We start from the raw sequence: 26,395 nt of genomic DNA, 5'->3' as shown, positions 1-26,395 counted from the left end.
GTCCCTATTTCCGATGCTGCCCGTGCAGCGCCTGGCGCGACAATTTGCGCTGCTCGGCTCTGACCCAGCGCGCGCGCTGTTCGTCGTTGGCAGGTTCGAGCGTGGGCACGCGCACCGGTTTGCGCTCGGCATCGACCGCCACCATCGTGAAGTAGCAGCTGTTGGCATGGCGAACGACGCGTTGCTGGATGTTTTCAGTGACCACGCGAATGCCCACTTCCATCGAACTGTTGCCCGTGTAATTGATACACGCGAGGAAGGTGACCAGCTCGCCGACATGGATCGGCTGCAGGAACATGACCTGGTCGACCGACAAGGTCACCACATAGCTGCCCGAATACCGGCTGGCGCAGGCATAGGCCACGCTGTCGAGGTATTTCAGGATGGTGCCGCCGTGCACATTGCCGGAGAAGTTCGCCATGTCCGGCGTCATCAAGACCGTCATCGTCAGCTCGTGGGCCAGCCAGCCGGGCGCGTGGGTCCGCTGCGTATCTTCGGTCATCGTGTTTCCTTATGGTTCGTCTGCTCTGCATGATATCTCAGGCAGAACTTGACAGTCTGGAACATTTTGGTCGAGTATGTCCTGGTCCAATCAGGAGTCACCATGTCAACTTTCAGTCGCCGCGTTTTCCTCGCCACCGTCTTTGGCGCCGCGCTCGCCACACTGGCGCCCGCCTTCGGCGCCGATTTTACTTCCGGGCGCATCAGCGTCACCACCGAGGGCCAAGGCAGTGACGTAGTCCTCATTCCAGGCCTGGGTTCGTCGCCGCGCGTGTGGCGCGAAATGGTGCGCGCCGTGCCGGGCTACCGCTACCACATCGTCCATGTCGCCGGCTTTGCCGGGCGGGCCCCGGAGCAAAATACGCAAGGCTTCGTGGCCGCGCCCGTGGCCGAGGAAGTGGCGCGCTACATCGCCGAGCGCGCCCTGGTGCGCCCGGCCGTGATCGGCCACTCGATGGGCGGCACCATTGGCTTGATGATCGCGGCAAGGCATCCGGACGCCCTGTCCAAATTGATGGTGCTCGACATGGTGCCCTTCCTGGGCGCGTTGTTCGGGCCGCCCGGCACCACCGCCGACAGTATCCGGCCCGTGGCCGATGCGATCAAGGCTACGATGAACACGCCTGATCCCGTGGCGCGCCAAGTGCGCTCGAGCGCCACGCTGGCCGGCATGATCGATAACGTCGCCATGCGCGAGGGCGCGCTGGACGACTCGATGACGAGCGACCAGGAGCTGGTCGCGCGCGCCATGCACGAGCTGGTCGTCACCGACCTGCGCGGCGAATTGCCGCGCATCGGGGTTCCGGTGACGGTGCTGTACGTCACGCCCAAGGGACCGGGCATGAGCGACGCGGCCATCGACGCCGGCTACCGGCAAGCGTATGCGCCCATCAGGAACGTCACGCTCAAGCGCATTGCCGCCAGCGCACACTTCATGATGTGGGACCAGCCGGAACAGTTTCAGGCCGAAGTGCGCACCTTCCTGGGCCGGCCGGCGCGATGATCGCGCTGTACCACAGCGTGGCGGCGCGTTCGTTCCGCCCCTTGTGGGCGCTGGAAGAATTGCAGCTGCCGTACCAGCTGACGGTGCTCGCCTTTCCGCCCCGGGTGCACGAGCGCAGTTTTCTGGCAATTAATCCGCTGGGGACGGTGCCGGCCTTTTTCGACGGCGCCACCCGCATGACCGAATCGGCGGCCATTTGCCATTACCTGGGCGTGAAGTACGGGCCGTCGCCGCTGGTGGTCGGCGCCGACGAAACCGATTTCGGCGCCTTTTTGAACTGGCTGCATTTCGGGGAAGCGACGCTGACGTTTCCGCAGACGATCGTGCTGCGCTACGAGCGCTTCGAGCCGGCCGAGCGGCGCCTGCCGCAGGCCGCGCAAGACTACCGGCGCTGGTTTTTGGGCCGCCTGCGCACGCTCGAGCCTTTGCTGGCGCAGCACGATTACCTGTGCGCCGGCCGCTTCACGATGGCCGATATCTCGGTCGGCTATGCACTGCGGCTGGCGCAGTTTCTTGATGTTGAAGCTGAGTTTCCAGCACCCGTGCGGCGCTACTGGGAACGGTTGCAGCAACGCGATGGCTATCAACGGGCCTGCGCGGCGGAAGTGGCGGCGGCACTTGCGCAAGGGGTCAGTGCGCTGCCGGCGCCCGCCATTCATGCGCCCAGCTCATAGGCTCATGCCGATTGCACCCCTAATCATGGCATTTATCGCGAGTACACTATTGCCATGCCCTGCTGCGATAGCCATTCCTATTCGCAACAAGACCTGTGAACACATGAAAGGGATCAGCATGACAAACCAAGTACTTGCCTACGCAGCCACGGCGGCCGATGTCGACCTGGCCCCGCTGCGCGTCGAACGGCGCGACCTGCGCCTTGACGACGTGCTGATCGACATTTTGTACTGCGGCGTGTGCCACTCCGACCTGCACAATGCCCGCAACGACTGGGGCAATGCCACCTACCCCATGGTGCCCGGCCATGAGATCATCGGGCGCGTGGCGCGCGTGGGCGAGGCCGTCACGCGCTTCAAGCAAGGCGACCATGTCGGCGTGGGCTGCATGGTGGACTCGTGCCGGCACTGCAAGCCGTGCGCACAAGGCTACGAGCAATACTGCGAAGAAGGCTCGACCTACACCTACAACGGCGTCGACCGGCAAGATGCGCGCCCCACTTTCGGCGGCTACTCCGAAAACATCGTCGTGGCCGAAAAATTCGTGCTGAAGGTGCCCGCTGGCCTGGACCTGAAAGGCGCCGCGCCCCTGCTGTGCGCCGGCATCACCACCTGGTCGCCGCTGCGCCACTGGAACGTTGGCGCGGGCAGCAAGGTGGCGGTGGTCGGCCTGGGCGGCCTGGGCCACATGGCGCTGAAACTGGCCAAGGCGCTCGGCGCCGACGTCACGCTGTTGACCCGCTCGCCCGGCAAGGAAGACGACGCGCGCCGCCTGGGCGCGCACCGGGTGGCACTGTCGACCGACAAGGCGCAGATGGCCTCGCTGCGCGGCCAGTTCGACCTGGTCATCGATACCGTCCCTTACGTGCACGACTTGAACGCCTATCTCCCCACCCTGGCCGTGGACGGCACGCTGGTGCTGGTCGGCTACCTGGGGCCGCTCGAACCAATGCTCAATTCGGCCCCGCTGGTCATGGGCCGCAAGTCGGTGGCCGGTTCGCTCATCGGCGGCATTGCCGAGACCCAGGAAATGCTCGACTTCTGCGCCCAGCATGGCATCACGTCGGACATCGAAATGATCGATATCGGCCAGATCAACGAGGCTTACGAACGGCTGCTGAAGAGCGACGTCAAGTACCGCTTTGTGATCGACATGGCGTCCTTGAAGACTGACGGGCCCGTTGCGAGCGCTTGAATGTGCGCCGCACTGGTTCGGCCACGAGGCGCCAGTCCAGGCGTGCCAGGCAAATACCAAATGTATTCTAGAATCGTGGACACTGCAGCCCACAAGCCTCGCATGGGCCGTCAATACATCAGCCAAAGGATGCGCACCACATGGACGACTTCATTGAAACCAGAATCTCCCGGCGCGGCCTGCTGATTGCAGGCGCATTGGGCGCAACGGCGGCAGCCGTGCCCACGGTCGGATTGGCGTCGGATGGCGCCGCACCTACCGCAGCACCTACCGCAGCACCTACCGCAGCACCTACCGCTGCAGCACCGCCGGTCATGGCGAAGGTCACGTTGCAGGTGAACGGCCAGCGCCACGCGCTCGAACTGGACACCCGCACCACGCTGCTCGACGCGCTGCGCGAACACCTGCACCTGTCGGGCACCAAGAAAGGGTGCGACCACGGGCAATGCGGCGCCTGCACCGTCATCGTTGACGGCCGGCGCATCAATGCCTGCCTGAGCCTGGCCGTGATGCACGAGGGCGCGGCCATCACCACCATCGAAGGCCTGGGCACGCCGGACAAGCTGCACCCGATGCAGGCTGCCTTCATCAAGCACGACGGCTTCCAGTGCGGCTATTGCACGCCGGGGCAGATCTGCTCGGCCGTGTCGGTGCTGGACGAAATCAAGCAAGGCATTCCGAGCCATGTCAGCGCCGACCTGAACCAGAGCCCGCGCGTGACGGCCGAGGAAATCCGCGAGCGCATGAGCGGCAACCTGTGCCGCTGCGGCGCCTACTCGAACATCATCGACGCCATCACCGAAGTGGCCGGGGGAACAGCATGAGGGCCTTCACCTACCAGCGCGCGCAAAGTCCGGCCGAAGCAGCGGCCGCGGCGCTGCGCACGCCCGGCGCCAGGTTCATCGCCGGCGGCACCAATCTGCTCGACCTGATGAAGCTGGAAATTGAAACGCCGCTGCACCTGATCGATGTGAATGGCCTGGCCCTCGACAAGATCGAGCAGCTGCCTTCGGGCGCGCTGCGGGTGGGCGCGCTGGTGCGCAATACCGACCTGGCGGCCGACGCCAACGTGCGCCGCCACTACGGCGTGCTGGCGCGCGCCCTGCTGTCGGGCGCCTCGGTCCAGCTGCGCAACAAGGCCACCACGGCGGGCAACCTGCTGCAGCGCACGCGCTGCGCCTACTTTTACGATACCAACCAGCCGTGCAACAAGCGCGTGCCCGGCAGCGGTTGCTCGGCGCTGGGCGGTTTCAGCCGCCAGCACGCGATCATCGGCGCCAGCGACGCCTGCATCGCCACCCATCCGAGCGACATGGCGGTCGCCATGCGCGTGCTCGACGCCCAGGTCGACACGGTACGGCCCGACGGTTCCGTGCGCGTCATTCCCATCGCATCGTTCCATCGCCTTCCGGGCAATACGCCGCACCTTGAACATGCGCTGGAGCCGGGTGAACTGATCACCAGCGTCACCCTGCCCCCGCCAGTGGGCGGCAAGCACTTTTACCGCAAGGTGCGCGACCGCTCGTCGTACGCGTTTGCGCTGGTCTCGGTGGCGGCCATCGTCCAGCCCAACGGCAGCGGCCGGGTGGCCCTGGGCGGCGTGGCCCACCAGCCGTGGCGCAGCGAGGCTGCGGAACAACAACTGCCGGGCGGCGCCAAGGCCGTGACCGACCAGTTGCTGGCCGGCGCCAAGCCCACGCGCGACAACGTGTTCAAGATAACCCTGGTCCAACGCACGCTTGCCGCGGTGCTCGCCGACGCGAAGAAAGGCTGACCCATGAAATTCGACACTCCCGCCACCACCAACCCGATCGACCAGTTGAAGGTCGTCGGCCGCGCGCATGACCGGATCGACGGCCCGCTCAAGACCACCGGCACCGCGCCCTACGCGTACGAGCAGCACCAGGCTGCCCCCAACGCCGCGCATGGCTACGTGCTGGGCGCGGCGATCGCCAAGGGGACCATCGCGTCGATCAATGTCAGCCACGCCAAGCGCGCGCCCGGGGTGATCACCATCGTCACCGCCGAGAACGCGGGCAAGCTGGGCAAAGGCAAATTCAATACCGCCACGCTGCTCGGCGGCCCGGGCATCGAGCACTACCACCAGGCCATCGCGCTGGTGGTGGCCGACACGTTCGAGCAGGCGCGCGCGGCGGCCAAACTGATCGACGTCAAGTACAACAAGGCGGACGGCGCGTTTGACCTGGCCGCCGCCCGGCACAGCGGCGCCGTGGCCAAGCACAAGGAAAACCCGGACCATGCCACGGGCGACTTTAACGCCGCCTTTGCCGCCGCCCCCGTCAAGCTCGACGCCGAATACAGCACCCCGGACCAGAGCCACGCGATGCTGGAGCCGCACGCGTCCACCGCTTCCTGGAACGGCGACAAGCTCACGCTGTGGACCTCGAACCAGATGGTCGACTGGAGCCGCGGCGACCTGGCCAAGACGCTCGGCATCGCCAAGGACAAGGTGCGCCTGATTTCGCCGTATGTCGGCGGCGGCTTTGGCGGCAAGCTGTTCCTGCGCGCCGAAGCACTGCTCGCCGCGCTCGGCGCGCGCGCGGCCAAGCGCCCGGTCAAGGTGGCGCTGGCGCGTCCGCTCATCTTCAACAACACCACGCACCGCCCCGCCACCCTCCAGCGCATCCGCATCGGCGCCACGCGCGACGGCAAGATCAGCGCCATCGGCCACGAATCGTGGTCTGGCGACCTGGCCGGCGGCCAACCCGAAAACGCGGTGCAGCAGACCAAATTGCTGTACGCCGGCGCGCATCGCATGACGGCGGTCCGCCTGGCCGTGCTCGACCTGCCTGAAGGCAACGCGATGCGGGCGCCAGGCGAGGCGCCGGGCCTGATGGCGCTGGAAATCGCCATGGATGAAATGGCCGAGAAACTCAAGATGGACCCGGTTGCCTTTCGCATCCTCAACGACACCAAGGTCGACCCGGAAAAACCGGACCGGCGCTTTTCGCAGCGGCGCCTGATCGACTGCCTGCGCAGCGGCGCCCAGCGCTTTGGCTGGGACAAGCGCAGCAGCATGCCGGGCGTCACGCGCGACGGGCGCTATCTGGTCGGGATGGGCATGGCGGCCGGGTTCAGGAACAACCTGGTGATGAAGTCGGCAGCGCGCGTGCGCCTGGACAAGAAAGGCGTTGTCACGGTCGAAACCGACATGACCGATATCGGCACCGGCAGCTATACCATCATCGCCCAGACCGCAGCCGAAATGATGGGCGTGACGATGGACAAGGTCGTCGTGCGCCTGGGCGACTCCGATTTTCCCGTCTCGGCCGGCTCCGGCGGCCAGTGGGGCGCCAACAGCGCCACCGCCGGCGTGTACGCCGCCTGCATCAAGCTGCGCGAAGCGGTGGCGCAAAAACTCGGCATGCCAGCCGACGCGCAGTTCGCGGCGGGCCAGGTCAGCGCCGGCGGGCGCACGCTGCCCCTGGGCCAGGCCGCCGAGGCGGGCGAACTGGTGGCCGAAGACAAAATGGAATACGGCGACCTGGACAAAAAGTTCCAGCAGTCGACATTCGCCGCGCATTTCGTGGAAGTGGGCGTCGATCTTTACACGGCCGAAACGCGGGTGCGGCGCATGCTCGCGGTGTGCGCCGCCGGCCGCATCCTGAACCCCAAGTCAGCCCGCAGCCAGGTCATCGGCGCCATGACGATGGGGGTGGGCGGCGCGCTGATGGAGCACCTGGTCGTCGACAAGCGCAGCGGCTTTTTCGTCAATCACGACCTGGCCGGCTATGAAGTACCGGTGCATGCCGACATCCCGCACCAGGAAGTCATTTTTCTAGACGAAACGGACCCGATGTCTTCGCCCATGAAGGCGAAAGGTGTGGGTGAACTGGGCCTGTGCGGCGTTGGCGCGGCCGTTGCCAACGCCGTCTACAACGCCACCGGCATCCGCGTGCGCGACTATCCGCTGACGCTGGAAAAGCTGCTCGCCAAGATGCCGCTGGTTTAACAATCTGCTCGTTTAACAATCTGCTCGTTTAACAATCTGCTCGTTTAACAAGCTGCTCGTTTCATAGGCCTGCAACCCCCGGCCCGGCCGACGGATACTTTAAAAACGGCGCTGTCTGCTCGAGGCGTTCGCTCAGTCGCGCGAGGCCCGGGTAGTGGGCGGCGGGCAGCAGCGGCGCCAGCATGGTCCGCGTAAAATCCCACACTACGGCGGCAGTGATGGCGGCCTGCTTTGCCGGGTCGTCAAACACGGCCGGCCGGCGCTGCACTTGCTGCTCCAGCGCGCCGAATGCGGCCAGCATCTGGCCGGTGATACGTTCCACCCACGGTTCATACTGGGCTTGCGCCGGGCGCAGGCTGCGTTCATAGACGATCTGCGCGCCTTTTTCGCAACCAGCCAGCGCCAGGCTGACGGCGCCAAACTCCTGCTGCAGGTCACGCGGATTGGCGGACCAGAGCGAGCGGCCCGCGCCCGCCTCGACGAACTGCAAGATGAGCGACGAATCCATGACCATGCCGCCATCGTCGCACACCAGCGTGGGCGCCTTGACGACCGGATTGATGGCCTGGAACTGCGCAAAGGTGCTGAACACGGAGACCGATTCGTGCTCGAACGCGACGCCGAGCAGGTCCAGGGAAATTGCAACGCGCCGCACATAGGGCGAGTCGAGCATACCGATTAAGCGCATGGCGGCCTTCGTGATGAAAAAGACCACTTTACCTCAATTGGCCGCGCGCCGCCGATGCGCTCCCCATGTCGCAAGATGGCGGCGCGAGCTGGCCCACGGATAGAGCCAACTAGTGCGCATTTTTTAGAACCACCGGCCGCCGCGAAAACGCGCTACACTCGCCCCCTCCAGCCATTCGACGAACTCCCACATGGATTACAAGGTCCTGTTGACCAGTTTCGAGCACACCCAGGACATGCACGCCTGGCCGCGCCAGCGCATCATCCACGCTTGCCTGCGCGCGGCGATTGTCAACGGCAGCCTGGCCGCCGGCACGCGCCTGCTGGCCAGCCGCGCCCTGGCCACCGATCTGGGCATCGCGCGCAATACCGTGCTCTATGCGTACGACCAGCTGGCGACCGAAGGACTGATCCTGGCCACCCCGCGCGGCACCGTCGTCGCGCCGCTGGCGCTGCCCAAGACACGCAGCAGCGCCGCTGCGCCGGCCAGTGGCGCCATCGCGCGCCGCATGCAGGGTGTGCCCGCCCTGCCCGCATCGGGAGCCGAAGTGGGCGCTTTTGCGCCGGGCGTGCCGGCGCTGGCCGCCTTTCCCGTGCCCTTGTGGCGCCGCACGCTCGAACGCGCCTGGCGCGGCGTGGGCGAGCATGAACTGAACTACGCCGACGTGGCGGGCGAACTGTCGCTGCGCGAGGAAATCAGCGCCTACCTCGGCGCCTCGCGCGCGGTGCGCTGCGACGCCGGCCAGGTGTTTATCACCAACGGCACCCAGTCCAGCCTGGAAATATGCGCCGCCACGTTTGCCGACGCCGGCGCCACGGCGTGGATCGAGAACCCGGGCTACGTAGGCGCGCTGGGGGCGTTTCGCGCCGCGCAGCTGCGCACCATCGGCATCGCGGTGGACGCGGGCGGCATCGCGCCGACCGCGCACGACTGGCAGCAGTACAAGCCCAAACTGATCTACACCACGCCCTCGCACCAGTATCCCACCGGGACGGTGCTCGACATGCCGCGCCGGCTGGCCTTGCTCCAGCAGGCCAAGGCGGCCGGCGCCCTGATCATCGAGGATGACTACGACAGCGAATTTCGCTATGAGGGCCCGCCTTTGCCCGCAATGCAGGGCTTGACGCCGGACGCACCGGTGATTTACCTGGGCACCTTCAGCAAGACCATGTTCCCGGCCCTTCGCACCGGTTTCATGGTGGTGCCGGCGAACCTGGCGGCGCCGCTGCGCGCGGTGCTGGCGCGCATGGCGCCGCACGGGCGCGTGGCCGACCAGCTGGCCCTGGCCGACTTCATGCGCAGCGGCCAGTTCGGCATGCACCTGCGCCGCATGCGCAGGCTGTACCTGGGCCGGCGCGACCTGCTGCTCGCCGCGCTGGCGCGCCGCGCGGGCGAGGCGGTCTCGGTGCATGGCAGCTCGGCCGGGATCCATCTGTCGCTGCAGTTCAACGATGCGGCGCTGGTGGACGCCGATGTCACCGCCGCCGCGCTGGAACAGGGCATCGTCGCGCGCGCCTTGAGCGCGCATGCCACCGGCCTGCGCCAGCATGGCTGGAATGGCCTGGTACTTGGGTATTCGCAGGTGGACGAAGCTGCCATGGATGAACGCGTCAAGATGCTGGTGCGGGTGATGCGCGCCAGTCGGCGCTAGCGGATTACGTCAGGCACGTCAGGCAACTCGGTCTCGCCGGTCGCCAGGTTCAATAGCGCCCGGCTGCGCCCCTCGCGCTTGGCCCGGTACAGCGCGTCGTCGGCCAGCCGGATCAGCATTTCAGGGCCATTGCCCGCATCGGGAATGAGCGAGCCGATGCCGATGCTGACGGTGACGATCCCGTACGACGACCCGGCATGCACCAGCCCCAGCGCGGCAATGCGCTCGCACACCATGTGCGCAATCGCGGTCGCGTCCGCGCCGTCAGTGGCAGGCGTAAGCAGCGCGAATTCTTCGCCGCCGTAGCGCGCCGCCACGTCGCCGGGACGGCGCGCGTGCGCGGCGATCACGTCGGCGATCGCGCGCAGGCACTGGTCGCCGGCCTGGTGGCCATACGCATCGTTGTACAACTTGAAATGGTCAACGTCGAGCATCGCCAGCGCCACCGGCGTGCCGCTGCGACAAGCGCGCGCCCATTCGTCGGCAAGGGCGGCGTCGAAGCCGCGCCGGTTGGTCAGGCCCGTCAAGCCGTCGGTCAGCGACAGCGCCGCCAGCTTGGCGTTGCTCTCGGCCAGTTCGGCCGTACGCGCCGCAATGACCGACTCAAGCTTGCGCTTGTACCCCGTCAGCGCGCGCACCCGAATCCGGTAGGCCAGCGCCAGCGCCGCGACGGCCAGCGCGCCGCCAAGCAGGCGGAACCACCAGGTTTTCCAGAACGGCGGCAACACCGTCACCACCAGGCTGGCGGCCTCCTCGCTCCACACGCCGCGCTCATTGGCCGCCTTGACCTTGAACACATAGTTTCCCGGATCGAGATTGGTATAGGTTGCACTGCGGTGCGATGCGTCGGCGCCCACCCAGTTGCGGTCGAACCCTTCAAGCTTGTACAAGAACGTGCTCTTGCCGGGATTTCTGTATTGCAGGGCCGCAAATCCAATGGAAAACACCGATTGCTCGGCCGTGAGCACCAGCTTGCGCGGTGCGGTGACCGGCCCGCTCAATTGCACCCCGGCCGGGCGCGGCGCCAGCGTCAGCGAGCGGTTAAAGACGCTCACGTCGGTAATCGACACGCCCGGCGCGCTTTCGTCCACCTGCACCGCGTCGCTCTGCACCACGATCACGCCGCTGCCGCCGGCAAAATACAGCTTGCCGTCCGCTCCGGCATAGCCCGCGCCGACCCGGTAGCTGTCCAGCAAACCATCGGCGGCGCCATACTTGCTGGCCCGGCCGGTGGCGGGATCGAGCCGGATCAGCGCCGACAAGGTGGTCAGCCAGAGATGGCCGCGCACATCGCTCTGGACCGAAAACACCTTGTCGCCCCCGGCCGCCGGGTAAGCCTTGAAACTGATCTTGCCGTCGGCGGCGGTGACGATTTCATTAAGGCCCTGCGCGGTGCCGGCCCAGAGGCGCCCGGCGCCATCCTCGTGCAGCGCGGTGATGAAGTTCGAGGCCATGCTGGCGCGGTCGGCATCGTCATGCAAAAAATGGCGGAACACGCCGCTGCGCAGCTCGAGCATGTCGAGCCCGTCGGCATACTCCGAACCCATCCAGACGCGGCCTTGCCTGTCTTCCAGTACGCAGTTAGCGCGCAGCATGGTGCGCCCTTTGGGATTGTTCTTCTCGGCCGCGTAAATGCGATGCTCGCCGCTGGCCGGGTCGTAATGGATAACGCTGGCGTTGGTGGTGATCCACAGCTTGCCGCCAGAGCCGGGCCTGATCGCGGTAATCGAATTGTTCGTATTTGGAAAGGGAATGGCGGAGAAGCTGCCGCTGGCCGGGTCGAACCGGTTCAGGCCGGCCACGGTGCCGGCCCACAGTGGGCCATCGCTCTGCTGGTACAAGCTGACCACGGTATCGGAACCGAGCGCGCCCGGTCGGCCCGCTTCGGCCCGCAGATACTGGTCAACCTTGCCGGTCTCCGGGTCCAGCAAGGCCAGGCCGTTCAGCCCGCCCAGCCAGATGCGCCCGTTCGGCGCGGGGGCGATGGCCACCGTGGTGTTGTTGGGTTGGCGGGTACCGAAAGGCAATTCAGGCGGGATGATGCGCGCAAAGCCCTTGCTGGCGGGGTTGGCCACCATCACGCCGGCGTTGTACGAACCGACCCACAAGATGCCCGAACGGTCTTGCATGACCGACTGGAAGCTGAGCGTGGGCAGCGAATACGGATCGTTGGGCCGGTAGCCGTAGTTGAGCGGCTCGTCGGCCGTGGCCGACCAGCGCAGCACGCCGTCGTTCATGGTGGCGGCCCACATGCCGCCATCGCGCGCGGGATAAAAATTGTTGATCCTGACGTCGGGCGACGGCATGCGCATGCGCGTGTCCCAGGCGCTGCCGTCGCGCCAGCGGTAGGCGCCGCGCCGGGTGCCGATCCACAGGCGGTTATGGGCATCCATCTGCAAGGCCTCGACCTTGTCGACGACGCTGTCCGGTTTTTCCGGCGAGTCGACCCGGAAGTGCTGGAAGCTGGCGCCGCCGGGGGCCAGGTAGTCCAGCCCGCTCGGATACAGGGCGATCCACAGGCCAAGACGCGCGTCCAAGGCCAGCGCCTCGACGCTGTCGGAGCGAATCGCATCAGGCGCGCCAGGCTTGAGCAGGTACAGCGTGAACTTGCCCGTTGCGCTGTCGAAGTGCTGCAAGCCGCCCCAGGTGCCCAGCCACATGCCGCCCTTGCCGTCCGATATGATCTTGCGGATGACCTGGTGCTTGCCGGCCGCGTTTGAGGACACGAAGCGGGTAAAGTCGCTCGTCTCGGGATTGAAGCGCGCCAGTCCATGGGTGGTGCCGGCCCAGATGCTGCCGGCCTTGTCTTCGAACAGCGTATTGACGCGCTCGCCAGGCAAGCTTTTGTCGTCCTTGGGGTCATTCAGGAACTTGACCACCTCGCCGCCGTCGTACCGGTACAGGCCGCCGTTGAGCGCGCCCAGCCAGATGAAACCCTGGCGGTCCTGCAGCATGGAGACGATCGACGGATCGTCGGTGACGAGGTTGGGCGGACGGGTAAAGCGCATGTGGTTGGCCGACTGCGCCGCAGCGGAGCCGGCAGCAGCGCCTGCAATGGCGCACAGCAGCAGCGCCACGATGTGCCGCCCGAGCGGTGCCGATCTTGCAGAGCGAAAGTAGGTCAAGAGTTCCATTGGGCTTCATTCAATGCGACTGAAACCATTCTATCGGATCGCGCCGGTTGCTCCCAATAAAGTTTCCGCACGTTTGTCCAGCGCAACTTCACACGGAACGCATGGTGCGTTCCTATTTCGCTGCGATCTTTAGCGCAATCCATCTACCAGGAGCAAGATCATGAACAGCACGAGCGGCAACGACCAGCGAACACTCGGCAGCAACCTGTTGCGCCTACTGGCAGGCACGGCGGCGGTTTTGATGCTGCCCCTGGTGGCCATGCAGTTCAGCAGCGAGGTGAACTGGAGCTTGTCCGATTTTTCGGTGATGGCAGCGCTGCTCGCCGGCAGCGGCCTGATATATGTCGCCGTCGCGCGCCAGCTACGCAGCGCCGGGCAGCGCGCGCTCGTTGGCGCCGGCCTGGTCCTGGCCGTGCTGCTGGTCTGGGTGGCGCTTGCGGTAGGCGTATTCGGCACGCCGTTCGCCGTTTCCTGAACTGCCGGTTACGCGTCCGGCCGGCGAGCGATCAAGTGCCGGAACGTCGGTTCGATCTGCATTGCATGCAAATGATTGACGATCTCTTCCAGAGTTGCATCTTTCAGCAGCAAGCCGTGAGGCGTTGCCGCGCGCGTTTGCGCCGGCGGCGCACCACGGGCAGGTTGCAGCAAAGCCATGGCGTGCATAAATTGCGGCTCGCTGATGCACGCCAGGTGTTCCAGCAGCGCAGTTTGCCCGGCCAACGGCGGCGCCATTTCCAGGCCCGCTTCATCGGCGAACGAGGCGCCCAGACCAGGGTTGATAAACGCCGCCCACCTTCCGCTGCCTTGATGCAGGCAAGGCGGCAGCGCCACCGGCCGGCTGATGGCGTCAGGGGGCACGGGCAAGTCTGGAAAATACTTTTCGCGCAGCAGCGTCACGAATTGCCGCGCCACGCCGAGGGGAATCGGCGCTGCCAGCGACAGCCACAGGCGAAAGCCGTGTTCGCCCGAGATACTCACCGCCGGCGCCGGCAGATCGAGTTCGCCTTGCAAACCATTGGCCACCAGGCATAACAGGCGCCAATGGGCGTCGTCCTCGCCCGGCAGCTTGTCAAAGTCAATGACGATGGCGCGGGTATGCCCGTCATGGGTCAGCAGGACGGGGCCGGCGGCTTGGTCTGCCGGCAAACTGCCCTCAAGCAGGTACAGCCGCCTCAATTGCGCACGCAGTTTCAGCATGGCATCAACCCTGGACCTGGTCGTTATGCTGGATGGAAAACAAGTCCCACAGCGCAATGAACAGTGCGGCCACCACAGGCCCGACCACGAAACCGGTCAGCCCGAAAATGGCCATGCCGCCGATGGTCGAAATGAGCACCAGATAATCGGGCATCTTGATGTCCTTGCCCACCAGAATGGGACGCAGCACATTGTCGACCATGCCGATCACCAGCACGCCGAAGGCGGTCAGGATCACCGCTTTCCAGATCGCGCCCGTGACCAGAAAATACAGCGCCACCGGGGCCCAGATGATGGCCGCGCCAACGGCCGGCAGCAGCGAGAGGAAAGCCATAACGACCGCCCACAGCAGCGGCCCCTGCACGCCCAGCCCCCAGAACGCGAGGCCGCCCAGGCCGCCCTGCGCGGCCGCGACCAGAAAATTGCCTTTGACCGTGGCCCGGATCACGGTGGTGAACTTGTCGAACAAATGTTTTTTGTGCACCGTACTGAGCGGAATGGCGCGCTGGATGCGCGCGGCCAGCGCAGGGCCGTCCATGAGCAGAAAAAACAGCAGATACAGCATCACAAAAAAACTGACGATGAAGTCAAACGCATTCAAGCTGAAGTTGAGCACATTGGTGGCGATGAATTTGCTGCCTTGCACTGCGGCCTGCGATAGCCTGGCTTGCAGCGTGCTGATGCTGTCCAGTCCAAAACGGGCCATCAAATCGTGCATCCACGCCGGCAGCGCGGTAAAGAGATTTTGCAGGCTGACGCGGACGTCGATTTCGCCCGACTCGAGCTTGTTGTACAGGACCGTGCCTTCGCTGGCCAGGTTCACGGCAATCAGTATCATCGGCAAAATTACCAGGAACAGGCAGATGCCCAGCGTGGTCAGCGCCGCCAGCACGGGCTTTTTGTCCAGCTTGCGCTGCACCCAGCGGTGGAATGGCGAGAACATGATCGCCAGGACCGTCCCCCAGAAAATGGCGCCCAGAAACGGCGTCAGTATCCAGAAAAACGCGAGCGTGACGAGAACGAGCAGCAGAACGAGGGTTTTGGCCTGTAAATCTGAATTGTTCATGGATGAAAACGCAAAGTGAGGATCATGGCAGCATACGCTATTGCAAGGTCTTGTTCTGCAAGCTGTTGGCTGGCCAAACGGCGCCACGGAAAGACGGGCGAAAAAAAAGCCTCCACAGAGGCTTGATTTAGTCCTGCGCGCAAAATTACTGCGGCTGGATGTTCGATGCTTGCTTGCCCTTAGGACCCGCGGTTACTTCGAACGTGACGCGCTGGTTCTCGGCCAGCGATTTGAAACCGGCGGAATTGATTGCCGAGAAGTGCGCGAACAAGTCTTCGCCACCATCGTCCGGCGTGATGAAACCGAAACCTTTTGCGTCATTAAACCACTTCACGATACCTGATGCCATGATGTCTATCTCCAAAATAATAAAGTGTGGCGCCAACTATGCACATCGTGGACCGATGCACAAGCGACCAACTGCCGTGATTATAAGTCTACATTGCCAGCCTGAGTCGCACGCACTTCACAAAAACCGGTTTATTTGCAATTTTTGTCGGTGTTTTGCTGCGCCGACGGCCTGCAACGCCTCGAAACACGCCATTGCGCGCTCCGTTCGCGTGCGCGGGCCGATATTGACGCACATGCCGATGGCGTCGACGGCGCCGCCGACTACTTGAACGAGCGCGGGAGTGTTTCCAAATAGAACTCACTATTACCTCAAGTTGCGCTAAGATGCGCGGTTGGGCAGCGCTTGCCGATACACTACGGAGACCGATTCCATGAAATTTTTTGTCTTGAAGAGCCTGGCGCTTGCCGCCGCCCTCGCCGGCCAGGCCCATGCAGCCGTGATCACCGTGACGCCGGCCGACATGAGCGCCTCGCCCGCGCTCAATGCCTGGTATCTGACCAACCTGCGCAGCACGCAAAACGGCTACACCTCCACCACCGCCGCCGGCATCACCGCCAGCGCGCCGCGCAGCGGCAACGGGTCGGTCGCGATGAGCCTGACCGATGGCAGCGGCAAGGCAGACTTTGCCTACTACTGGGGCTTTGTCGGCGGTCGCACGCTGGGCACGCTGGACGCGCTGAGCTACGACTGGTACCGCAACAGCGGTGCCGGCGCACCCGCTCACCTGCAGCCGGCCTTGCGCCTGGCTTACGACACCGATGGCGACAGCCGCACCACAACCGACCGCGGCTACCTGGTGTGGGAGCAGGTCTACAACGGTGGCGGCATGGTCACCGGCCAATGGAACAGCAGCAATATCGTGGACGGCAATTTTTGGCAGCGCCAAACCAGTCCGGGAAACACGGTCGAAGATTACAGCACCACGCTGGCCGAATGGATGAACGGTCCGCGTCCGGCCGGTCCGGCCGACCAGCTGAGCGCGGCGACGGCGATCACCGGCATTGAATTTGGCATCGGTTCAGGCTGGAACGGCAGCTTTGGCGGCTTTGTCGACAATGTCGGCTTCGGCTTCGGCAACCAGAAAACGGTGTTTAATTTTGAGACGGCCCCCGCCGCCGCCGCCGTGCCCGAGCCAGGGAGCACCCTGCTGTTTGCCCTGGGCCTGGCCGGCTTTGGCGCCACGCGCCTGCGCCGACGAAGCTAACCGCGCCAGCGCTTAAGCGTTGCCGGTCAGGCGCGCATGGGCCGATGCTGCCGGCACGGCGTTGGCCGGAATGCGCAAGGTGAAAGTGGTGCCGTGCGATGGGGTGGAAGTTACCCGGATCTTGCCGCCGTGCGCGGTGGCGATTTCATGCGTGATGTACAGGCCCAGGCCGAGATTGTGAGTCTGGCTCGCGCTGCGTTCGCTCGCTGACTTGATCGAAAACGTCTTTACCGGGTCGAACATCGTCCTTAGCCGGGCTGGTGCGATCACCGCTCCCGCGTTCTGGACGACCCAGACAACATCGCTTTGCTCACGGCTGATCGTGATCCATACCGGCTCCGTGGCCGCGCCGTGCTGTACGGCGTTGGCGACCAGATTAGAGAGTGCCTGGGCGATGCGCGCGCGATCCCAATGCACATGCAGGTCGCCATGCATGGCAAGTTCGAACATCCGTCCGGGATGGAAAATCCTCATTTCATCGACCACGGTTTCGCATTCAACCCGAAAATCCATAGGCGCAGCCGTGACGGGAATGCCGCCGCCCAGGTGGCTGGTGGAAAAATCAAGCAGGTCAGCGACGATTTCGGAGACGCGCTGCGCGCTTTTGAGAACCTGGGATGCGACGCGCTGGTGCTTTTGGGGCAGGGCCTCATCTTGCATGATGAGCTGGGTTCCCATGCTGATGGCGCCCAGCGGGTTGCGTACATCATGGCCCAGAATGGATAGAAAAATATGCTGCGAATCGCGCAACATGGCTGAATACCTGGCGATCGCCTCCGTCAACGATTGATCGATCGCTTCATTAAAGCGCAGCATGTCCTGCAAGTCGAGCTCATCGGCCTTTTGCATTTTTTCTTGCCAGAGGCGCAAAACGCTGGCGCGCACGGCGCGGTATTCGGCCATTAACTGTTCGATCGAGAACCCGGACAGCAAGCGATCTTCGGCGTGGGACTGGGCCGCTGTTTCGGCTTCGTCAGCAGGAGCAAGTCCCTGCGATTTTTCGATTCCCACCTGCGTCGCCTGCGCCGTATCGAGGTCGATGCAGATGACTTTCAACATCTCTTTCGCATGGTCGCGCAACTCTGCCTTGCTGGCCGACGTCACCGGATACAAGGTTTCAGCGAAGTCTTCCCACTCTTGCAGAATAACTTCCATGTTTTTCAGGATAAATTTTGACAGCCGCATAAAACCCCAAGGAATCCAGTAACGTGACGCTGCCAGTGCTTGCGCGATCAAACGTCACTCTGCGCTCAGTTTACACTGTTGCAACCGAAAAATCGCGTTCGGTCTTGGTAGTGCGGAAAAAGAAACCAAGAGTATAAAAAAACACCGTCCGTTCAGTAGCGCACCGTCTCGTCGCGTTTCGTTTAGGCTAGTATGCAACGCTGTGACGATGCTCCACCAACGCCAAAATCCACCATGCCCACGCATCAGCACGACGTCCCCGCGCGCATGATTGACGTCCCTGCGCTCATGCAGTCCGACGAAGCGGAACTCGATTTCCTGCAGCGCGGCTCGTTCGCTTACTTTATCGACCAGACCAACCCGGCCAACGGCCTGGTGCGCGACAAAAACGTTCCCGGCTGGCCTGCCAGCATCGCCGCCGTTGGCATGGCGTTGCTGGCCTATCCGGTCGCGGTCGAGCGTGCACTCATCGGGCGCGAAGCAGCGCTGCGCGTTGTGCTGACCACGCTGCGCTTTTTCTGGAACAGCCCGCAAGGACCGCAGGCCGACGCCACCGGCCACCACGGCTTTTACTATCACTTCCTGGACATGGAAAGCGGGCGCCGCGCGGGTACGTGCGAACTGTCGACCATCGACAGCGCATTCCTGCTGGCCGGCGCGCTGGGCGCGGCGTGCTATTTCAATCGGCCCGACGCAGACGAGCAGGAACTTTGCACGCTGGCCGACGCACTGTACCGGCGCGCCGACTGGCAGTGGGCGCAAAACAGGGGCGACACCGTCACGATGGGCTGGAAGAGCGGCCGCGGCTTTCTCAAGCATCGCTGGACCGGCTACAACGAAGCGCTGCTGCTGTATATCCTGGGCCTGGGTTCACCCACCTTCCCGCTGCCTTCTGCCAGCTACCAGGCATGGTGCGCGTTCTACCATTGGGACCACTGCTACGGCGTGCCCTACCTGCAGTCCGGGTCGCTGTTCACGCACCAGCTCTCGCATGTCTGGATTGACTTTCGGGGCATCGATGACCAGTTCATGCGCGCTCACGGCATCGATTACTTTGAAAACAGCCGCCGCGCCACGCTGGTCCAGCAACGCTACGCGATCGACAATCCGCAGCGCTTGATCGGCTACGGCCAAACCTGCTGGGGCATTACCGCCAGCGACGGGCCCGGCCCGGCGACCCGGGTCATCGATGGCGTCAAGCGCCGGTTCTTCGACTATGTCGCGCGCGGCGTGCCGCACGGCCCGGATGACGGGACCATCGCGCCATGGGCGGTGATCGCCGCGCTCCCCTTCGCCCCCGAAATCGTGTTGCCGACCATCGCGCAGTTCGCGCGCACGCCGGCGCTGCATTGCCGCTATGGCTATAAAACCACGTTCAACGCGACCTTCCGCAGCAAAGCCATGCCGCACGGCTGGGTGTCGCCCTGGCACTTCGGCATCGACCAGGGGCCGGTCTTGCTGATGATTGAAAACTACCGCAGCGGCCTGCCCTGGCGCCTGATGCGCGCTTGTCCCTACATCGGTTCAGGCTTGCGGCGCGCCGGCTTTCGCGGCGGCTGGCTTGACGCCGCGCCTGGCATGCCCTAGCTGCACAGTGACTTGTCCGCGCCTCATGCGGCGCGCGCGCGCGGCTGAAAGTCCGATGCATCGGCCAATTGCCGGTACAGGGCGCGCTCGGCGTCGCTCACGACCGTTGGCACCTTGATCACGATCACGGCATGCAGCGCACCGGCGCTGCCGTCGGCGGCGCGCAAGCCGCGCCCGGCCAGGCGCAATTGCTGCCCGCCGCTGGAGCCGGCTTTGACGTTCAGCTCCACCGGACCGTCGAGCGTGGGGACCCGCACTGCGGCGCCCAGTACCGCCTCCCACGGCGCCAGCGCCAGATCCATGTACAGATCGCGCCCGCTGACGCGGTACAGCGGGTGCGGCTCCACCGCCAAGACCACATACAAATCACCGGCCGGGCCGCCGTGCTGGCCGGGACCGCCCTTGCCCGCCAGGCGCAGTCGCTGCCCATCGGCCGCGCCGGGCGGCACCGAAATGCGAAACGTGCGGCTGACGCGGCGCGGTGCGCCTTGCGCATCGACTTCGGGCAGGCTGGCACGCACTTCAATTTCACCGGCGCCATGGATCTGCTCAAGCGAGACAGTGGCGGTGATGTCGATATCCTGCCCGCGCGCGGCAGACGGCCTGCGCCGCGCGCCGCCTCTGCCGGCGCGGCCAAAGTCGGCAAACAGGTCGCCCAGATCGAGGTCGTCAAAGCCGGCTCCGTTCGGATTCCTGTTGCGTTGCCAGCCGGGCGGGGGCGACATGCCGGCGCCCGCTGGCGCTTTGCCGAACTGGTCATAGGCTGCGCGCTTTTCCGGGTCCTTGAGCACGGCATATGCCTCGCCGATCTCCTGGAATTTCTCCTTGCCTAAAGCATCCTTGGACACATCCGGGTGGAACTGGCGGGCCAGCTTGCGATACGCCTGCTTGATGTCGTCGGCGCTGGCGGTGCGCTCAACGCCCATGGTCTGGTAATAATCCTTGAATTTCACGTGGTTCCTGATGAAGCGAGGGCATTAAAAAGGGCCAGTCTACGAACACAGCAGTGACATAACGTTGATGCGCATCAAAATTGACCTAGTGCACCTAGAGTAGCCGATTCCGCGCGTTTTGATGTGGATCAACGATTTATAGGACCTCGCCACCTAGCATGGCTATTTGCCGATTCCGTCGGCGCCAGCCTGATCGCCACCCTGGAGCACCACATGATTTCTCCCATTTTCTTTGCCCCGACGGGTCTGGTCGCGCGCCCTTGCCCTGCATGAGCCGCCCATTTACCCTGCGCCTGGCGGCGGCCGTCGCGCTGCTTGCACTAGCCCTGCCCTGCGCCTTGGCTGCGCCCCGGGGCACGCCCGCCGTCGATGCCGCGCTGTTGCTGCCCCGCCTGTACAACGGCGAGCAGCCGGCGCTGTTGTGGAGCGCCAGCGGCCAGGCCGCTCTGGCGCTGGACTTGCTGCGCACGGCGAGCGAGCATGGCCTGGACGGCGCCTACTACGACGTCGATGCGCTGGCCGCCCGCTATGCGTCGCGCAACCCGGCCGACGCCGACGCTTTTGACCACGCGCTCAGCCAGGCCATGCTGCAATTCATCTCCGACCTGCATGGCGGACGCGTCAAGCCGGATGTGCGGGTACCCACACCGCCGGCGGGGGCAGCGCGCTTCGACGCTGTCGCGTACTTGCGCCAGGCGCTTGCAGAACAGCGCCTGAGCGAAGCGGTCAGTGCCGCAGCGCCCGCCTTGCCGCAGTACAAGCGCATCCAGGCCACGCTGCAGCAGTACCGCACCCTGGCCGCGCAGGCCGGGCAAACCGGCGCCTGGTCGCCGCCGGCCTTGCCCGCCAACGGCAAGCTGGTCGCGGGATCGCGCTACCCGGGCCTGGGCTTGCTACGCCAGCGCCTGCAGTTGCTGGGCGACCTGGACGGGAGCGACGCAGCTACTGAACCCGACCGCTACAGCGACGATCTGGCCGCCGCCATCAAGCACTTCCAGGCCCGCCACGGCCTGGATGAAACGGGGCAGCCGGGCCGCGACACCATCGCAGCGCTCAAGGTGCCGCTCAGCCGTCGCGTGCGCCAGCTCGCGCTCACGCTCGAACGGATGCGCTGGCTGCCGCCGCTGCGCCCGGGCCGCGTCATCGTCGTCAACGTTGCCGCTTACCGCCTGTGGGCGTTCGATACCAGCGCCGCCGACATTGGCGAGCCGCTCGAGATGCGCGTGATCGTGGGCAAGGCTGCGCGCACCCAGACGCCGCTATTCATCGGGCAGATGAGCTATCTTGAATTCAATCCCTACTGGAACGTACCGCGCAGTATAGCCGTGGCCGAAATTGCACCCAAGCTGGCGCGCAATCCCGGCTACCTCAGGCAAAACAACATGGAACTGGTTGCCCCCAACGGGCAGGTGCAGGGCGGCGCCTCGGCGGCCGCGCTGCGCAGCGGCGCCGTGCGCGTGCGCCAGCGCCCGGGCCCGCAAAATGCCCTGGGCGCCGTCAAGTTCGCCATGCCCAACACGATGAACATTTACCTGCACTCCACGTCGGCCCAGGAATTGTTCGGCAAGGTGCGGCGCGACTTGAGCCACGGCTGCATCCGGGTCGAGCGTCCGGCCGAGCTGGCCGCCTTCGTGCTGGCCGACCAGGCCCACTGGTCGCCTGCGGCCATCGCGACGGCCATGGCGCCCGGCCCCAACCGCACCGTGCGTTTGGGCCAGACCATTCCGGTGGTGCTGTTTTATGCCACCGCGGCCACCGACCGTAGCGGACGCGCCCTGTTCGCCAACGATATCTACCAGCGCGACGACAAGTTGGCGCAGGCGCTTGGGGCGCCTTGAGATGCATGGCGCGCACCCGACCGAGACGCTGGAATTGCGCGTGCGCGAACTGCGCCAGCTGTTCAATTCGCTCGACCCGACGCCTTTTCTCAACAAGGACCTCGACCGCGCATGCGAAGTATTCATCGAAAACTGGGCCCTGTCGCTGCCGCATGACAGATGCCTGCACCTGACCATCCATGTCGAGCAGTTGCCGGAGACCGGCGACGCCCGGGAACTGGTGGCGGGCGCCGTCCACAACCATTACGCCTATAAGATTGAGCTGGTGCGCGGCGAACTGCGGCAACTGCTGCGCCTGGGCCGCCTGAGCCTGGCCGTGGGCCTGGTGTTCGTCATCGCCTGCCTGCTGCTGGCCGAGGCGCTGGCCAGCGTTCTTCCCGGCCAGAGCGCGAGAATTGCCCATGAAAGCTTGACCATCATCGGCTGGGTGGCCATGTGGCGCCCGGTGCAAATTTTTTTGTACGACTGGTGGCCCCTGAAGGGGCGCATCAGGGTGTTCGAGAACCTGCGCCAGGCGCGCGTGAGCGTGGTGCAAGCCAACACCGCGCGATCGGACCATCCCATCATGTAACGCAACTAGCGCAACTAGCGCAACGGAGACTATATGGCCAGCACCGCATCGCATTACCTCGCCATCAACGCGGGTTCATCCAGCATCAAATTTGCCCTGTACCGCGCCGAGCCGGCGCTGCACCTGGTGTTTGCCGGCAGCATCGACGGCATCGGCGGCAAGCAGGCTTGCTTGCGCGTACAGGGTGACCCGGCCGACACCGTCACGCGCCACTTCCCGATTCCCGAACGCGTCACCGCCGTCAACGTCCTGCTCGACTGGCTGGGCGAACGGATCGCGCCAGGCAGCCTGCGCGCCGTCGCCCACCGCATCGTGCATGGCGCAGCGCACAGCAGCACCCGGGAAATCGACGCGGCCCTGCTGGGCCAATTGCATGACGCCGTGCGCGACGAGCCCGAACACTTGCCGCAAGAAGTACACCTGATCGAAACGCTGCGCCGGCGCTTTCCCGACGCCACCCACGTCGCCTGCTTCGACAGCAGCTTTCACGCCTGCATGCCGGCGGCGGCCAGCACGCTCGCCATCCCGCACCGGTTCAGCGCGGCCGGGGTGCGCCGCCACGGCTACCACGGCTTGTCGTGTGCATGGATGATGCGCGAACTGGCGCGCCTGGACGGGCCGGACGCGGCCAACGGCAAGCTCATCCTGGCGCACCTGGGCGGGGGCGCGAGCGTCACCGCGGTCGAACATGGCGCCAGTTGCGACACCACCATGGGCTTGACGCCGGCCGGCGGCATCCCAATGGGCACGCGCTCCGGCGACATCGATCCCGGCCTGGCGCGCCATTGCATGCGCCAAGAACCAATGAGCGAAGCCCAGTTCCACCACATGCTCAACCATGAATCGGGCTTGCTCGGGGTCTCGGGCCGCAGCGCCGACCTGCAAGTGCTGCTGAAAAACCAGGGCCTTGAGACCGGCTGCGCCGACGCGGTCGAACTATTCGTCTACCAGACGCGCAAGGCCATTTGCGCGATGGCCGGCGCGCTCGACGGCGTCGCCACGCTGGTCTTTGCCGGCGGCGTGGGCGAACACAGCGCCGAAGTGCGCGCGCGCATTTGCGCACGCCTCCACCACTTGGGGATCGTGCTCGACCCGGACCACAACAATGCCCACCGCCCCGTCATTTCAGGCGGCCAGAGCCAGGTGCTGGTGCGCGTCATGCGCACCGACGAACAATGGATGCTGGCCGAGGAAGCACGCCTGCTGCTGGCAGCGCCACATCAAGGGAGCACGGCATGACTGACACCACCTCCGACGCAACGCTGCAAGCCATGGATGGCTGGTGGCGCGCCGCCAACTACCTGTCGGTGGGCCAGATTTACCTGCTGGCCAACCCGCTGCTGCGCGCGCCGCTTCGGCCCGAACACATCAAGCCGCGCTTGCTGGGGCACTGGGGAACCACGCCCGGTTTGAACTTCATTTATGTGCACCTGAACCGCGCCATTTGCCGGCACGACCTGTCGGTGCTGTATGTCGCCGGTCCGGGCCACGGCGGGCCCGGCATGGTCGCCAACGCCTACCTGGACGGCACTTACAGCGAAGTCTATCCAGGCATTGCGCAAGACGGCGCCGGCATGCAGCGACTGTTTCGCCAGTTCTCGTTCCCCGGCGGGATTCCCAGCCACGTGGCGCCAGACACGCCAGGCTCGATCCACGAAGGCGGCGAACTCGGTTACGCGCTCTCGCACGCCTACGGCGCCGCGTTCGACAACCCGGACTTGATCGTCGCCTGCGTGATCGGCGACGGTGAAGCGGAAACCGGCCCCATGGCCACCAGCTGGCACTCGAACAAATTTCTCAACCCGGTGCACGACGGCGCCGTGCTGCCGATCCTGCACCTGAACGGCTACAAGATCGCCAGCCCCACCATCCTGGCGCGCATCCCGCGCGACGAACTGGCCGCCCTGATGACCGGTTACGGCTACGAGCCGTTCTTCGTGGAAGGGGACGATCCGGCTACCATGCACCGCCTGATGGCCGACACGCTCGACACCGTCACCGCGCGCATCCACGCCATCCAGCAGGCGGCGCGCACGGACGGTTTTAGCGGACGGCCTCGCTGGCCGATGATCGTGCTGCGCTCGCCCAAGGGCTGGACCGGCCCGCTTGAGATTGACGGCAAGCCGAGCGCCGGCACCTTCCGCGCGCACCAGGTGCCGATGGGGCAGATGGACAAACCGGGGCACCTGGAGATCCTGGCGCAATGGATGGCAAGCTACCGGCCCGAGACGCTGTTTGACGAAGCAGGCCGCCTGCTGCCCGCGCTGCGCGCCTTGGCCCCGGCCGGCGCGCGCCGCATGAGCGCAACCCCCCACGCCAACGGCGGCAAACTGCTGCGCGACCTGACCATGCCGGACCTGCGCGCGCACGCCGTTGCCGTGCCAGCGCCGGGCATGACGGTGGCCGAATCGACGCGCGTGCAAGGGCAATTCCTGCGCGAGGTGATGCGCCTGAACCTGCACAACTTCCGGCTCTTCAGTCCGGACGAAGCGGCCTCGAACCGCTGGGACGCGGTGTTTGAGGTCAGCGCGCGCTGCTTTACCGGCGCCATCATCGACGGCGACGAGCACCTCGCGCCCGATGGCCGGGTGATGGAAATGCTCAGCGAACACCAGTGCGAAGGCTGGCTGGAGGGCTACCTGCTCAGCGGGCGGCATGGCATGTTTTCGTGCTACGAAGCGTTCATCCACATCATCGACGCGATGTTCAACCAGCATGCGAAGTGGCTCAAGGCGGCCGGCGAGATTGCCTGGCGCGCGCCGGTCGCCTCGCTCAACTACCTGCTCTCGTCGCACGTCTGGCGCCAGGACCACAACGGTTCGAGCCACCAGGACCCCGGCTTCATCGACCATGTGCTCAACAAGAAAGCGCACATCGTGCGCGTGTATTTGCCGCCGGACGCGAATACGCTCTTGGCCGTCACCGACCATTGCCTGCGCAGCCGCAACCGCATCAACGTGATTGTCGCCGGCAAGCAGCCCGAAGCGCAGTGGCTGGACATCGAGGCGGCCATCGCCCACTGCAACGCCGGCGCGGGCGTGTGGGAATGGGCCAGCAACGACTGCGACGACAACGCGCACGCCGTGCTCGCCTGCGCCGGCGACGTGCCCACGCTCGAAGCGCTGGCCGCCGTGCAACTGCTGCGCGCGCACTTTCCCGAACTGAAGCTGCGCTTCGTGAACGTCGTCGACCTGATGACGCTGCAACCGCCGCACGCCCATCCGCACGGCCTGGACGAGCGGGCATTCAACGACCTGTTTACGGTCGACAAACCGGTCGTGTTCGCCTATCACGGCTACCCCGCACTGATCCACCGTCTCACTTACCGGCGCGCCAACCACGACAACTTCCACGTACACGGTTTCCAGGAAGAAGGCACGACCACGACGCCATTCGACATGGTGGTGCTCAATCGGGTCGACCGTTTCCGCCTGTACGCCGCCGTGGTCGAACACACGCCGCTGCTGGCGCCGTTTCAAGCGCAGGCGCGCCTGTTTGTCGAGGAACAATTGGCCGCCCACCGCAGTCATATCACCGAGCACGGCATCGACATGCCGGCGATTCTGAACTGGCAGTGGCAAGGCTGACGCGGCCGCGCGCATTGACCGTCATCTGGTATTCGC

General features: G+C 65.2%; 22 protein-coding genes. 14 read left to right on the top strand and 8 right to left on the bottom strand.

Translation table 11 applies throughout. The annotated features are described in order from the left end of the window. Positions 1-4: 4 nt before the first annotated feature. The gene (locus ACP7D4_RS23150; RefSeq protein ID WP_426211560.1) at positions 5-502 is read right to left on the bottom strand and encodes an acyl-CoA thioesterase; all 498 of its coding nucleotides are present in this window, start codon (positions 500-502) and stop codon (positions 5-7) included. Positions 503-604: 102 nt separating this feature from the next. On the opposite strand from ACP7D4_RS23150, the gene ACP7D4_RS23145 reads away from it, so the two are divergent. The 6 genes from ACP7D4_RS23145 to paoC all read left to right on the top strand — a co-directional run bounded on the left by ACP7D4_RS23145 (position 605) and on the right by paoC (position 7,346). After that, positions 605-1,504, top strand: coding sequence for an alpha/beta fold hydrolase (locus ACP7D4_RS23145; RefSeq protein ID WP_426211558.1), 900 nt, complete (start codon positions 605-607; stop codon positions 1,502-1,504). Next, entirely contained in the window at positions 1,501-2,178 is a 678-nt protein-coding gene (locus ACP7D4_RS23140) for a glutathione S-transferase family protein (RefSeq protein ID WP_426105677.1), read from the top strand. The genes ACP7D4_RS23145 and ACP7D4_RS23140 overlap by 4 nt, the downstream gene beginning before the upstream one ends. A gap of 118 nt (positions 2,179-2,296) precedes the next feature. Then, on the top strand, positions 2,297-3,373 hold the full coding sequence (locus tag ACP7D4_RS23135) for an NAD(P)-dependent alcohol dehydrogenase (protein WP_426105675.1): 1,077 nt from the start codon (positions 2,297-2,299) through the stop codon (positions 3,371-3,373). Positions 3,374-3,513: 140 nt separating this feature from the next. After that, positions 3,514-4,197 (top strand): aldehyde dehydrogenase iron-sulfur subunit PaoA, encoded by a 684-nt coding sequence (gene paoA / locus ACP7D4_RS23130; protein WP_426105674.1) that lies wholly within the window; start codon positions 3,514-3,516, stop codon positions 4,195-4,197. Next, positions 4,194-5,147, top strand: a complete 954-nt coding sequence (locus tag ACP7D4_RS23125) for an FAD binding domain-containing protein (RefSeq protein ID WP_426105672.1) — start codon at positions 4,194-4,196, stop codon at positions 5,145-5,147. The genes paoA and ACP7D4_RS23125 overlap by 4 nt, the downstream gene beginning before the upstream one ends. A gap of 3 nt (positions 5,148-5,150) precedes the next feature. Further along, the gene (gene paoC / locus ACP7D4_RS23120; RefSeq protein ID WP_426105670.1) at positions 5,151-7,346 is read left to right on the top strand and encodes an aldehyde oxidoreductase molybdenum-binding subunit PaoC; all 2,196 of its coding nucleotides are present in this window, start codon (positions 5,151-5,153) and stop codon (positions 7,344-7,346) included. A gap of 61 nt (positions 7,347-7,407) precedes the next feature. Here the strand turns inward: paoC and ACP7D4_RS23115 are convergent, their stop codons facing one another. Next, entirely contained in the window at positions 7,408-8,034 is a 627-nt protein-coding gene (locus ACP7D4_RS23115) for a glutathione S-transferase (RefSeq protein ID WP_426105669.1), read from the bottom strand. Positions 8,035-8,224: 190 nt separating this feature from the next. On the opposite strand from ACP7D4_RS23115, the gene ACP7D4_RS23110 reads away from it, so the two are divergent. Further along, positions 8,225-9,685 carry a PLP-dependent aminotransferase family protein gene (locus ACP7D4_RS23110; protein WP_426211556.1) on the top strand — a complete coding sequence of 487 codons (1,461 nt, stop codon included), beginning with the start codon at positions 8,225-8,227 and terminating at the stop codon, positions 9,683-9,685. On the opposite strand, the gene ACP7D4_RS23105 is transcribed toward ACP7D4_RS23110, so the two are convergent. Further along, positions 9,682-12,819, bottom strand: a complete 3,138-nt coding sequence (locus ACP7D4_RS23105; protein WP_426211554.1) for a diguanylate cyclase domain-containing protein — start codon at positions 12,817-12,819, stop codon at positions 9,682-9,684. The genes ACP7D4_RS23110 and ACP7D4_RS23105 overlap by 4 nt on opposite strands. A gap of 160 nt (positions 12,820-12,979) precedes the next feature. On the opposite strand from ACP7D4_RS23105, the gene ACP7D4_RS23100 reads away from it, so the two are divergent. After that, entirely contained in the window at positions 12,980-13,294 is a 315-nt protein-coding gene (locus ACP7D4_RS23100; RefSeq protein WP_426105665.1) for a hypothetical protein, read from the top strand. A gap of 8 nt (positions 13,295-13,302) precedes the next feature. Here ACP7D4_RS23100 and ACP7D4_RS23095 read toward each other — a convergent pair whose 3' ends face one another. The 3 genes from ACP7D4_RS23095 to ACP7D4_RS23085 form a co-directional block, all read right to left on the bottom strand. Then, positions 13,303-14,016: a hypothetical protein gene (locus ACP7D4_RS23095; RefSeq protein WP_426211553.1), complete on the bottom strand. Its 714-nt coding sequence runs from the start codon at positions 14,014-14,016 to the stop codon at positions 13,303-13,305. A gap of 4 nt (positions 14,017-14,020) precedes the next feature. Beyond that, positions 14,021-15,082, bottom strand: a complete 1,062-nt coding sequence (locus ACP7D4_RS23090; RefSeq protein WP_426211551.1) for an AI-2E family transporter — start codon at positions 15,080-15,082, stop codon at positions 14,021-14,023. A 145-nt stretch (positions 15,083-15,227) separates the two neighbouring features. Beyond that, positions 15,228-15,431, bottom strand: a complete 204-nt coding sequence (locus ACP7D4_RS23085; RefSeq protein WP_426105661.1) for a cold-shock protein — start codon at positions 15,429-15,431, stop codon at positions 15,228-15,230. 373 nt (positions 15,432-15,804) lie between these two features. Between ACP7D4_RS23085 and ACP7D4_RS23080 the strand changes: the two genes are divergently transcribed. Continuing rightward, complete coding sequence (locus tag ACP7D4_RS23080) at positions 15,805-16,638, top strand: PEP-CTERM sorting domain-containing protein (protein WP_426211549.1); 834 nt, start codon at positions 15,805-15,807, stop codon at positions 16,636-16,638. A gap of 12 nt (positions 16,639-16,650) precedes the next feature. Here the strand turns inward: ACP7D4_RS23080 and ACP7D4_RS23075 are convergent, their stop codons facing one another. After that, positions 16,651-17,793, bottom strand: coding sequence for a sensor histidine kinase (locus ACP7D4_RS23075; protein WP_426105658.1), 1,143 nt, complete (start codon positions 17,791-17,793; stop codon positions 16,651-16,653). A 264-nt stretch (positions 17,794-18,057) separates the two neighbouring features. Here ACP7D4_RS23075 and ACP7D4_RS23070 point away from each other — a divergent pair, with 264 nt between their 5' ends. Then, positions 18,058-19,410, top strand: a complete 1,353-nt coding sequence (locus ACP7D4_RS23070) for a glucoamylase family protein (RefSeq protein ID WP_426211548.1) — start codon at positions 18,058-18,060, stop codon at positions 19,408-19,410. A 23-nt stretch (positions 19,411-19,433) separates the two neighbouring features. On the opposite strand, the gene ACP7D4_RS23065 is transcribed toward ACP7D4_RS23070, so the two are convergent. Then, entirely contained in the window at positions 19,434-20,363 is a 930-nt protein-coding gene (locus ACP7D4_RS23065) for a DnaJ C-terminal domain-containing protein (protein ID WP_426211547.1), read from the bottom strand. Positions 20,364-20,632: 269 nt separating this feature from the next. Here ACP7D4_RS23065 and ACP7D4_RS23060 point away from each other — a divergent pair, with 269 nt between their 5' ends. Genes ACP7D4_RS23060 through ACP7D4_RS23045 form a run of 4 tightly spaced genes read left to right on the top strand, consistent with a single transcriptional unit; the run spans position 20,633 to position 26,359 of the window. Then, positions 20,633-22,201 carry a L,D-transpeptidase family protein gene (locus ACP7D4_RS23060; RefSeq protein ID WP_426211545.1) on the top strand — a complete coding sequence of 523 codons (1,569 nt, stop codon included), beginning with the start codon at positions 20,633-20,635 and terminating at the stop codon, positions 22,199-22,201. A 1-nt stretch (position 22,202) separates the two neighbouring features. After that, positions 22,203-22,772 (top strand): hypothetical protein, encoded by a 570-nt coding sequence (locus tag ACP7D4_RS23055; RefSeq protein WP_426211543.1) that lies wholly within the window; start codon positions 22,203-22,205, stop codon positions 22,770-22,772. A gap of 33 nt (positions 22,773-22,805) precedes the next feature. Further along, positions 22,806-24,011 carry an acetate/propionate family kinase gene (locus ACP7D4_RS23050; protein ID WP_426211541.1) on the top strand — a complete coding sequence of 402 codons (1,206 nt, stop codon included), beginning with the start codon at positions 22,806-22,808 and terminating at the stop codon, positions 24,009-24,011. Next, the gene (locus ACP7D4_RS23045; RefSeq protein WP_426211539.1) at positions 24,008-26,359 is read left to right on the top strand and encodes a phosphoketolase family protein; all 2,352 of its coding nucleotides are present in this window, start codon (positions 24,008-24,010) and stop codon (positions 26,357-26,359) included. Before ACP7D4_RS23050 ends, ACP7D4_RS23045 begins: the two co-directional genes overlap by 4 nt. Positions 26,360-26,395: the final 36 nt, after the last annotated feature.

The organism is Massilia sp. TWP1-3-3 (assembly GCF_049897805.1).
GTDB lineage: Bacteria > Pseudomonadota > Gammaproteobacteria > Burkholderiales > Burkholderiaceae_D > Telluria_A.
This window is presented reverse-complemented; position numbering and strand designations above follow the sequence as displayed.

Coding starts and splice junctions, on each gene's coding strand:
- ACP7D4_RS23045 (WP_426211539.1), top strand. CDS start 24,008: ATGACTGACACCACCTCCGACGCAACGCTGCAAGCCATGGATGGCTGG.
- ACP7D4_RS23095 (WP_426211553.1), bottom strand. CDS start 14,016: ATGCTGAAACTGCGTGCGCAATTGAGGCGGCTGTACCTGCTTGAGGGC.
- ACP7D4_RS23060 (WP_426211545.1), top strand. CDS start 20,633: ATGAGCCGCCCATTTACCCTGCGCCTGGCGGCGGCCGTCGCGCTGCTT.
- ACP7D4_RS23115 (WP_426105669.1), bottom strand. CDS start 8,034: ATGCGCTTAATCGGTATGCTCGACTCGCCCTATGTGCGGCGCGTTGCA.
- ACP7D4_RS23110 (WP_426211556.1), top strand. CDS start 8,225: ATGGATTACAAGGTCCTGTTGACCAGTTTCGAGCACACCCAGGACATG.
- ACP7D4_RS23125 (WP_426105672.1), top strand. CDS start 4,194: ATGAGGGCCTTCACCTACCAGCGCGCGCAAAGTCCGGCCGAAGCAGCG.
- ACP7D4_RS23150 (WP_426211560.1), bottom strand. CDS start 502: ATGACCGAAGATACGCAGCGGACCCACGCGCCCGGCTGGCTGGCCCAC.
- ACP7D4_RS23105 (WP_426211554.1), bottom strand. CDS start 12,819: ATGGAACTCTTGACCTACTTTCGCTCTGCAAGATCGGCACCGCTCGGG.
- ACP7D4_RS23140 (WP_426105677.1), top strand. CDS start 1,501: ATGATCGCGCTGTACCACAGCGTGGCGGCGCGTTCGTTCCGCCCCTTG.
- ACP7D4_RS23080 (WP_426211549.1), top strand. CDS start 15,805: ATGAAATTTTTTGTCTTGAAGAGCCTGGCGCTTGCCGCCGCCCTCGCC.
- ACP7D4_RS23100 (WP_426105665.1), top strand. CDS start 12,980: ATGAACAGCACGAGCGGCAACGACCAGCGAACACTCGGCAGCAACCTG.
- ACP7D4_RS23070 (WP_426211548.1), top strand. CDS start 18,058: ATGCCCACGCATCAGCACGACGTCCCCGCGCGCATGATTGACGTCCCT.
- ACP7D4_RS23090 (WP_426211551.1), bottom strand. CDS start 15,082: ATGAACAATTCAGATTTACAGGCCAAAACCCTCGTTCTGCTGCTCGTT.
- ACP7D4_RS23135 (WP_426105675.1), top strand. CDS start 2,297: ATGACAAACCAAGTACTTGCCTACGCAGCCACGGCGGCCGATGTCGAC.
- ACP7D4_RS23055 (WP_426211543.1), top strand. CDS start 22,203: ATGCATGGCGCGCACCCGACCGAGACGCTGGAATTGCGCGTGCGCGAA.
- paoC (WP_426105670.1), top strand. CDS start 5,151: ATGAAATTCGACACTCCCGCCACCACCAACCCGATCGACCAGTTGAAG.
- ACP7D4_RS23050 (WP_426211541.1), top strand. CDS start 22,806: ATGGCCAGCACCGCATCGCATTACCTCGCCATCAACGCGGGTTCATCC.
- ACP7D4_RS23145 (WP_426211558.1), top strand. CDS start 605: ATGTCAACTTTCAGTCGCCGCGTTTTCCTCGCCACCGTCTTTGGCGCC.
- paoA (WP_426105674.1), top strand. CDS start 3,514: ATGGACGACTTCATTGAAACCAGAATCTCCCGGCGCGGCCTGCTGATT.
- ACP7D4_RS23075 (WP_426105658.1), bottom strand. CDS start 17,793: ATGGAAGTTATTCTGCAAGAGTGGGAAGACTTCGCTGAAACCTTGTAT.
- ACP7D4_RS23085 (WP_426105661.1), bottom strand. CDS start 15,431: ATGGCATCAGGTATCGTGAAGTGGTTTAATGACGCAAAAGGTTTCGGT.